Here is a 10,292-nt window from a genome sequence, read left to right on the forward strand (position 1 = left end):
GCTTTTAATAGATCAGCAATTACAAAATCGTAAACTTGGGCAACTGTACTTCTTTTGATTATAGCAGCGTCGGTTTCACTTACCGTTTCGCTCAAAATTGGAACTCCAGCATTGGTGGTAGGGTTCTGTGCATAAGGCCTTCCGAACATGCGTACCAGGTTAAAGTGCAACATCGCCCTTAGGAATAAGTTTTCACCTTTAATTTGCAGTAAATCAGCAGATGAACCATCTGGAATAAGCTTAATGATTTTATTTGTTGCAGATGCAACATAATAGGCTTGCTGGAAATAAGCAGTTGCATTGGCAGAATTTACCAGGTGGGTATACTTATATAAATTGGTTACATCACTTGATGAGTTTTGCCCCTGAGCTACTTCATCAGAAGGGAGCTCGGCTAGCCAATGGTAATTATTTTCGTAGTTTAATGATTTTAGGGTAGCATAATTACCTAAGGTGGCCGTACGCTTACCTTCGATTGTAGTTAATAACCCACTATCTTCCGCTTTATCAGAGGGGAAATAAGTTTTACGACATGCAGATGCAGAAAGAATAACACTGGCTACAATGGCGAATTTTATGATGTGATTATGGTATATTTTCATGATAATCTTATTAATAATTAGAATGTTAGGTTAACGCCAAAAACAAATCTTCTGCTGGTTGGATATCTGAAAGACGAAATACCACCAGTAAGATCAACTTCAGGATCTACACCCGAAAACTTGGTGGCCGTAAATAGGTTGTCGCCGCTCACATACAAGCGGGCTGCATTTATTGAGGCCTTTTTTAACCAAGTGGTAGGTAAATTGTATCCTACGGTTACATTTCTCAATCTTAAATAACTTCCATCTTCTAAAAAGCGGGTAGAGGTTTGATGCGATTGAAGATTACCGCCGAATTTAGCCTGTGGATGGGTTGCATCGGTTTGGCCAGGTGTTGTCCATCGTACCGAACCTTTAGGTAATACCTGTTGATTATAACTTTCGTACACCCCGTCGTTATCGAAATAGAAACGGCTATCGTTATATACCCAGTTGCCATATACAAAATTTAAGAAAGCCGAAAGGGTAAAGTTTTTATATTCCAATGTATTGGTTAATCCGCCACTAAACTTTGGCGCTGACGATTTACCTGTATATTGTCTGGTAGCCTGGTTATAAGTACTGGTTACACCAGTAAGATCGTCTAATTTTTCCCAAAGCGGTTTGCCATCAGCCGGATTTACCCCTGCCCATTTTTGCATGTACCATTCATCCATATCATGACCCAAAGCTATTGGCTGGGTACTGGTGTTTACTACCAATAAGCCTTGATTTAACTCCATAACTTTGTTGCGGTTAAAAGACATATTAAAGCTGGTTTCCCATTTAAAGTCTTTTTGCTGGATGTTTTTAGCGTTGATAGTGAGCTCAATGCCTCTGTTTCTTACCGCACCTATGTTTCTTCTAATGCTTCCATAACCCACTGTTGAAGGAAGTGGAACGGCAAATAGCAGATCAGAGTTGCGTTTGTCATAGGCATCAATAGTAATGTCGATACGTTTAAATAATCCAAAATCCAGACCTAAATTGTAGGCTCTCGATTTTTCCCAGGTCAAATCCGGGTTGGCAATTTGGGTAGGGAAGGCACCTGTTTGACCATTGTATGAAGCTCCTGCATTTAAATTATATAGTCCCAACGATTGATAAAAACCATCAGGGCTATCGTTCGTGGTAAAACGTTGATTACCAGTAGTACCAAAACTGGCGCGTAATTTTAGAAAGGTAAGTGTGGTATTGCTCTTTAAAAAATCTTCGTTAGATAAAATCCACGATGCGCCTGCCTGATAAAAAGTTGCGGCGGGATTGTTTTTCCCAAATCGCGAAGAGTATTCATTTACTATAGAAGCTACTAAGTAATACTTGCCTTGATAGCTATAGTCGGCCTGCGCAAGGTATTTTATATTTTGATACTGATCATATCTTCCTGTGGGTTTATTGGTGATATCAGTTGCTGTATTTATGGCATCCAATCCGGCTGGCAAACCTTTGGCAGTAATTCCGCTTTCATCATATTTATAACCTTCTATCTCCGCAACACCTAAAACGCTCAGGCTATGGTTACCTAAATTTACGTTGTACTTAATTCTGTTCGATGATAAAAGTGTAGTAGAGAAAGTATTACCTAAAGATACTGTTCCCAGGTTTGTTGCGCCACTCTGACTTCTTCTGTCATAATAATTGCTCGATCTGCCGTTGGCAATGGTGGCCCTGTTATAACTAGAAACCGTTAGGTTTTTGAGTATGTCATAATCCAGGTTTATATCACCTGTTGTGGTATAACTTCTTGCTTTTGAATAATTGTATTGCAAGCTCTGCAAAAAGTTTGAGCGGTCTCTACCTTTCCAGGAAGGAATACTCCGTGGGTCAGTTGGACTGCCGTCCGCATTATAAGCAGGATCGTATGGCATATTTAAATAAGCCTGATAAACAGCACTTTCAGGGTTATAATTATCATTGATTACAATTCCGCTTAACAAAGCCGTTAATTTTAGTTTTTTAGTCAATTGTGAGGTAAGGTTAGCCCTTAAACTATATTGTGTTTTATCGTTGTTGATTAAAGTTCCTTCTTCTTTAAAATAGTTGCCTGAGATATAAAATTGAGTTTTCTCACTCCCCCCAGATGCGGTTAACGTGTGGTTATTTACCATTGCTGTTCTAAAGGCCTCATTCCACCAATCGGTATTGGTATTTAGTACCGAAGCAGCTGGCGGAGTAGTAAAGAAAGATTTTTGGTAATCGTAAAGTTGTTGAGCATCCATTAGCTTAAAGTTACCTGTAGTAGCCTTGGCAATGCCAATGGTTGAGTTTAGGCTGAATCTGGTTTCTCCCGCTTTTCCTTTTTTGGTGGTTACAATAATAACGCCATTGGCAGCTCTCGATCCGTATAAACCTGTGGCTGCGGCATCTCTCAATATGGTAATATTATCCACATCGGCCGGGTTATACGTACCACCAATGTTTCCATCAACTACAATTAGTGGCCCGGTACCGGCATTAATACTACCTACGCCACGTACCACTACATTCGAGCCAGCAGTAGGGTCGCCAGAAGCAGAACTCGCCACCACACCAGGCGCTTTACCCTGTAGCAGGTTGCCGAGGTTTACAGAAGTTACATCATTAAGCTGCGAACCACTTACGGTAGTTACTGCACTCGAAATTTCTGATTTCTTCTTTGTGGTATACCCTACAACTGTTACGGCGTCTAACTCAGTAGATTGATCTACTAAAGAAACATTTACAGCAGTATTTGTGCCCACTTTAATGGTTTGTGTGGTAAAACCTAGGGCTTTAAACTCCAGGGTACTCTCATTATCAGCGCTAATCGTATATTTTCCGTTTGCATCTGTTTGTACGGCAGTTTTTGTGCCCAGAACGGTCACGGTAATTCCCGGAAGCGGGAGTTTTTTACTGTCGGTTACCGTACCAGAAATAGTACGGTTTTGTGCCTTTACTACGAAAATACACGCAATAAAGGAAATCATTAAAAGAATTTTCTTCATGTTTTTTAGGTTAGATTAGTTACTGTTTTGTTATCTGTTGAGGAGCATTAATCAGATTAGGGAGGGCTAAAAGTTATTCTTAGGTTCATTAATAATATACTTTTTAGTAAAATGATTATTACTAAACTATAACCATAAAAGTCAAGATCAAACCGCGAATGCAGCGCAAACGTTTGCTTTAAATTGTATATAACGGATGGTGTGCTTACTATTTGAGCCTTTTTTGAAGGGTGATAAATATTGTATGCTTATATTGCCGATATTATTAAGCGCAAACGTTTGCTTCTCTTTGGTTTGGTAATACATTATAAAGAAAAAGAGATGAGTTTTTTTTGGCAACTAAAATAAAAGCAAGAGATATGCTTGTTGTTTTTTAGATTATTAGTGTATTAGGGCAATTAATAGATTTTTGGTGATCTTTTTGTTTAATTTGAGTCGTTAAGATCATGTTTTGCTAGAATTGTTGTGGAAATAATCAGATAATAGGCGCGTTTTAGGAAAAACAGAAAATTTAGCGTTAATTACCTTATGGAATTAGAGATTGAAGTTTTAAAACCCATTTTTTATTTAATTTATACAAGCATAGAGAGCAGTTCGTTTAACAATGATGAACTTAAAGCCTTGCTTAATCAGTGCAGAGATTTTAATAATCGGAATAACATTACTGGGATATTATTATATGTAAGAGGTCTGCAGATTACAAAGAGTAAAGGGAGATTTATGCAATTACTTGAGGGAGATGAACGGATCATTCGCAGACTTTTTAACAAAATCGTAAATGACGAACGTCATGAATCGGTTGTTTTACTGCAAATTGGCAAATATGAGCAGCGTTATTTTACAGATTGGAGTACGGGATTTGAGCAGACTGATGGAGAACTTTATCAATCGCTATCTGGTCATTTCGATTTAAATGATGTAGTTTCAAAATGTGATAAACTTGGTGTTGCCGATGTCCCGTTACAGTTTTTACAGAAGTTATCATCAAATAATAAACATCAATTTGCCGAAGCGCTTTATGGTTGAAACGACTAAAGCGCTGTAGTTGGTTTCTGTATTAAAAGATAGGCTTATTTTATGATAAATGGATTACAATAAACTACGATGTTAGAAAACAAAAACAACCTAATTACAGTTAACTTCGTAATAGGGTAATAATAGGTAGGATTGATCGGATAGTTTGTTGATTTTTATCTAATGAAATTGTTAAATGATGTCACGTTCTTTTTGTTTTTCTGTCAAAACTTGTAAATTGCCTAAGTAAAAAGATACAAATTGTCAGTTTTTGATAGCGAAAAAATCCTTACAATAAACCGACAATAAAATATCTATAACCGGATGTTTTTGGCAAATGTCCCTTTAAAACCTTTAGAACACTTATTACGTAGATAGATATAAATAAAATAATATTTATCGAAACGATAATCTTACATTGAATTTTGGGTTCTCAGGCATTCAAAAGCCTCTTTATCCACCCATATGGCGCAATTGTTGATAAAATAAAGAAAACAGTACGTTCGTTTTTATAAAGTTATTTTATAGTTTAGGGACGTAGCTGTTAAGAAAGGTATTATGGAAGCAAAATTTTCACCACAGGTTAAAGATGTAATCTCTTTTAGTAGGGAGGAAGCGCTCCGCTTAGGGCACGATTACATCGGAACCGAGCATTTATTATTGGGCCTCATCCGCGAAGGCGATGGCATGGCTATAAAAATTTTACGATCGTTAGGGGTTGATACCGGTAAATTGCGCCGCTCAATTGAAGATGCCGTTCGCGGTACTTCGAGTGTTACAGTAAACTTAGGCAATATTCCATTAACAAAACAGGCAGAAAAAGTTTTAAAAATCACTTACTTAGAAGCCAAAATATTTAAAAGCGATTTAATTGGTACCGAACATTTGCTGTTATCGGTTTTGAGAGATGATGATAACATCGCCTCCCAAATCTTATTGCAGTATGGTGTTACTTACGATGTTTTTAAACAGGAGGTTGAAGTGAATAAAAATGGTTTCAGAGATGATATCTCAAACAGTGCTTCTACAGGAGGCGATGACGATTATCGCGAAGAAGAAAGCTTTAGTACACCTAAAAAGGTTTCAGATATAAAATCTAAAACCCCTGTTTTGGATAACTTCGGCCGTGATTTAACAAAAGCTGCTGAAGAAGGTCGTTTAGACCCTATTGTAGGCCGCGAGAAAGAAATTGAGCGTGTATCGCAGATTTTATCCCGCAGAAAAAAGAACAATCCAATTTTAATTGGAGAGCCGGGAGTTGGTAAATCGGCAATTGCAGAAGGCCTTGCCCTACGCATTGTACAACGTAAAGTTTCGCGTGTGCTTTTTGGCAAACGCGTGGTTACATTAGATTTGGCATCATTGGTGGCCGGTACAAAATACCGCGGCCAGTTCGAGGAACGTATGAAAGCCGTGATGAACGAGCTTGAAAAATCTACTGATGTAATTTTATTTATTGATGAGATCCATACCATTGTTGGAGCTGGTGGGGCCTCGGGTTCATTAGATGCATCCAATATGTTCAAACCTGCTTTGGCAAGGGGCGAAATTCAATGTATTGGTGCCACAACATTAGATGAATACCGTCAGTACATTGAAAAAGATGGTGCTTTAGACCGTCGTTTCCAAAAAGTGATGGTAGAGCCAGCTACACCGGATGAAACTGTAGAGATTTTAACACGCATTAAAGATAAGTACGAAGAACACCACGGTGTAACTTATACTGATGAAGCTATTTTAGCTTGCGTTACTTTAACATCGCGTTATATTTCTGATCGTTTCTTGCCAGATAAAGCCATTGATGCTTTAGATGAAGCAGGTTCACGTGTTCACTTAACCAACATCCACGTTCCTCAGAACATTATTGATATCGAAGCTAAAATCGAAGATATCAAATTAGAGAAAAACAAGGTTGTACGTAGCCAGAAATATGAAGAGGCAGCGAAACTGCGCGATACAGAGAAAAATTTAATTGAAGAATTAGATAAAGCTAAAGCAGAGTGGGAAGCTGAAACCAAAACTAAACGTTACGAGGTATCAGAAGATAATGTAGCCGAAGTGGTTTCGATGATGACTGGTATACCGGTACAACGTGTTGGACAAACAGACAGTGCAAAACTGTTGAACATGTACGATAAGGTGGCTGAGAAAATTATCGGTCAGGATGATGCGATCAAAAAATTAACCAAAGCCATTCAACGTACAAGAGCCGGATTAAAAGACCCTAAAAAACCAATCGGTTCATTTATTTTCTTAGGTCCAACAGGCGTAGGTAAAACAGAATTGGCGAAAGAATTGGCCCGTTTCATGTTCGATAGTGATGATTCTTTGATTCAGATCGACATGAGTGAGTATATGGAGAAATTTGCAGTGTCGCGCTTAGTGGGGGCGCCTCCAGGATACGTAGGTTACGAAGAAGGTGGACAGTTAACTGAAAAAGTAAGAAGAAAACCTTATGCTGTAATCTTATTGGATGAGATTGAAAAAGCTCACCCTGATGTATTCAATATCTTATTACAGGTTTTGGATGAAGGACAATTAACCGATAGTTTAGGTCGTAAAGTTGATTTTAGAAATACAATCATCATCATGACTTCTAATATTGGTGCCCGTCAGCTAAAAGATTTTGGTCAAGGTGTTGGTTTCTCTACAGCAGCAAAAACAAACCAGGCCGATTCTCACAGTCGTGGTGTAATCGAAAGTGCTTTAAAACGTGCTTTTGCGCCTGAGTTCTTAAACCGTGTTGATGATGTAGTGGTATTCAATAGCTTAGGTAAAGACGAAATTTTCAGAATTATCGATATCGAGTTAAAAGCTTTATTCGGTCGCGTTCATACCCTTGGTTATGAAATTGCATTAACTGATAATGCTAAAGAATATATTGCTGATAAAGGTTTTGACAGTAATTTTGGTGCTCGTCCGTTAAAAAGAGCAATTCAGAAATATTTAGAAGATCCAATTGCTGAAGAGATCCTTAAAGGCGAACTGGCCGAAGGTGATGTTTTAGAAATCGATTACGATAAAACAACCGAACTGATTTCGATCAATCACAAAAAAGGCGAAAAGAAAAAAGAAGAGCCAAAACAAGAAGAAGATTCTTCAAGTAAATAAATAAGAAACTCCCGATGAAAATCAGGAGTTTTTTTGCTTAAAATATATTCGGTAACGCTTAGTTGTTCTTGGTGTGTGAAAAAGACGGGTACAAATTAATTTTTTTTAAGAAAATCATCGTACCTTTCCTTAAACAATTCCCTATTAATGAAACTAATTACCTTTTCACTAGCCTGTTTAGCGTTATGTTGTACTTTGTCCTGTAAAAAAGGAACTGATGATCCGGCAGGAACAAACAATCCTCCGGTACTTTCTAGTACAACTAATATCAATAACGATGCCTTGTTAAAATTAGTAAACGACACCCGTTTAGCCGGTTGCAATTGCRGAACAACTGTTATGCCTCCTGTTGGAGCACTAACCTGGAGCGTAAATTTAAGCACTGCTGCTATTGGTCACAGTAAGTACATGGCCTCTATAAAAACCTTAACACATACATCAGCCAATGGTGATAACGTCGGCGCTCGGGTCAAAGCTACTGGCTACAATTGGACAACCATTGGTGAAAATATTGCTGTTGGCCAAACCACGGAGGCGCAGGTTTTTAACGATTGGATAAAAAGTGAAGATCATTGTAAAAATATCATGAATGCCGCTTTCAAAGAAATGGGAGCAGCTAAAACGGATAATTACTGGGTTCAGGTCTTTGCAGCTAAATAAAAGAAAACCATAGCGATCGACATCTCGACTTCGTTTACCAGTAACAGATTCTAAAATCCAGGCGTCATTCCCACGCAGGTGGGAATCTTAATGCGCTTTAAACCTGAGTTCGATAATTAAATACTGATTTGATTATCTAAACCTAGTTTTGAGTTAAGTCGGTCGTCACCCTGAATTTATTTCAGGGTCTTTCCTGCCAAAAAAGATGCTGAAACAAGTTCAGCATGACGATAAGATTAGGAATAAACCTTGTCTGATAGTTATTTTTACAATTTAATAATCGAACTCAGGTTTTAAGATTCCCGCATGCGCGAGAATGACGAAGATGCTAAACTTTACATCAAATCTGCTAAAGCCTTGTAATACCGTTCATAATTTTCGGGTTCGGTGTTCAAAAACAGAAAAGGCTCTATCAATTCCAGTTCCATCAACAAAAAATCTCCATTAGCGAAAGTACCATCAATCCGTGCGTAAAGGCAATCTTTAGCAAATAATGTTACATATTGTTGTGCTATAGCAATCAGTTCTTCACTCGGTTTTTGCGGATGCACAGAGCCACCATGCGCTGGCTGTACCCTAAAATCGCCAGGTTTGGCCTGTTTGATTAACGAATGGCTATACGCTCCATTAAAGAAAATGAAAGACCATTCACCACTTTCCAGAATCTCTGGTAGAAAAGGCTGAATGATAAAATCTTCATCCTGAATAAGGAGATTTAATTTTTGGTTAACCTCGTTCACATTATCTGCAGTTACCTTAAATGTATTTTTTGCACCACCACTCACACAGGGTTTTACAATTAACTTATTGGTGTTAAATTTCTCAAAGAAATGCTCAAGATTTACACTTTCTTTATTTTGAATGAAAAAACTAGGTGTAATTTTTAATCCGGCAGCTTCAATCTCCTGCAGATATTGTTTGTTTGCATTCCACCTCACTACCTCAATGGGGTTAAGCAATTTTATATTTTTTGCTTCCAAATGATTAAGCCAGCTGTAAAAGTCTTCAATCAGGTCAAAATAATCCCATGGCGATTTTARAATGGCAAGCGAATAATCTTCCCATTTAATGTGCTCATCGTTCCAGATTACTTTTTCAATATTGAGTCCTTTTTCTTTCAGGAAATTTAGGAGTTTATCATCTTCGTTTTCAACAGTGGCGCTATCATAAGCTCCTTTATCCAGATAAGTTACTAATGCAATGTTCATGGCGTTAAAACTAAGTTTTATCAACGTGGATTACAAATCTACGGTTCAAAGCGTCGCGATTACAAATCGTGAAAAAAACTTTGAGATGGCCGTGATGATAAAACCACGGCCCTGAGCGCTGAGGGGCTTTCTCCTCAAAATTTTTTAAAACAGACTTGCCTGATTACTCGGAATCTTGAATAAAGAGTGGTCTAAAATTATATCCTTTACATTTAAGCCATTTAAGCGACAGTGGAGTCTAAAATTATCCCTGATCATTTGCGAAATATTACCATCTCCACGCATCCGGTCGCCAAATCTGCTATCGTTAACATTCCCACCATGGCAACTCTGAATCATGTGCCAAACTTTATCAAAACGATCAGGAAAGTTTTTGCGCAGCCAATCTTCAAATATCTGCCCAATAGCTCCATTTAGTCGTACAACGGTATAGCCTGCCTTTAGCGCACCGGCATTGGCTACAGCTTTTAGAATTTTAGGAATTTCATGGTCGCTTAAACCAGGAACAAGAGGGGCAACCATAACACCCATAGGAATTCCATCTTTACTCAATTCCTCTACCACCTTTAACCGTTGTTTGGCAGTTGTCGTTCGGGGTTCCATTACCTGCCGTAAATCTTCGTTTAAGCTATTAATCGAAACATAAACCATGCAGAGATTCAACTTCGCCATTTCTTGTAGAATATCCCGATCGCGAAGAATAAGCGAATTTTTGGTAATCATACCAATGGGCTGCTTATAGGCCAATGCTATTT

Annotated in this window: 7 protein-coding genes; 3 read left to right on the plus strand and 4 right to left on the minus strand. The window is 38.1% G+C overall.

Annotated features, from left to right (window positions below):
* On the minus strand, window positions 1–602 hold a 602-nt coding region (locus AC1DND_RS09295), incomplete at its 3' end, for a RagB/SusD family nutrient uptake outer membrane protein (protein WP_477581031.1).
* Window positions 603–619: 17 nt separating this feature from the next.
* Window positions 620–3,544: a SusC/RagA family TonB-linked outer membrane protein gene (locus tag AC1DND_RS09300; RefSeq protein ID WP_477581032.1), complete on the minus strand. Its 2,925-nt coding sequence runs from the start codon at window positions 3,542–3,544 to the stop codon at window positions 620–622.
* A gap of 528 nt (window positions 3,545–4,072) precedes the next feature.
* Between AC1DND_RS09300 and AC1DND_RS09305 the strand changes: the two genes are divergently transcribed.
* The 3 genes from AC1DND_RS09305 (at window position 4,073) to AC1DND_RS09315 (ending at window position 8,329) form a co-directional block, all read left to right on the plus strand.
* A complete protein-coding gene (locus tag AC1DND_RS09305) occupies window positions 4,073–4,570 on the plus strand; it encodes a BLUF domain-containing protein (RefSeq protein WP_477581034.1) in 498 nt (165 codons plus the stop codon).
* A 546-nt stretch (window positions 4,571–5,116) separates the two neighbouring features.
* The gene (locus AC1DND_RS09310; RefSeq protein ID WP_477581036.1) at window positions 5,117–7,669 is read left to right on the plus strand and encodes an ATP-dependent Clp protease ATP-binding subunit; all 2,553 of its coding nucleotides are present in this window, start codon (window positions 5,117–5,119) and stop codon (window positions 7,667–7,669) included.
* 147 nt (window positions 7,670–7,816) lie between these two features.
* On the plus strand, window positions 7,817–8,329 hold the full coding sequence (locus AC1DND_RS09315; RefSeq protein ID WP_477581038.1) for a CAP domain-containing protein: 513 nt from the start codon (window positions 7,817–7,819) through the stop codon (window positions 8,327–8,329).
* Window positions 8,330–8,664: 335 nt separating this feature from the next.
* Here the strand turns inward: AC1DND_RS09315 and AC1DND_RS09320 are convergent, their stop codons facing one another.
* Window positions 8,665–9,537, minus strand: a complete 873-nt coding sequence (locus tag AC1DND_RS09320; RefSeq protein WP_477581040.1) for an ATP-grasp domain-containing protein — start codon at window positions 9,535–9,537, stop codon at window positions 8,665–8,667.
* Window positions 9,538–9,681: 144 nt separating this feature from the next.
* Window positions 9,682–10,292, minus strand: a 611-nt coding sequence (locus AC1DND_RS09325; RefSeq protein WP_477581042.1) for a radical SAM protein, incomplete at its 5' end; no start/stop codon positions are given.

This window comes from Pedobacter sp. 01N416, assembly GCF_056399685.1.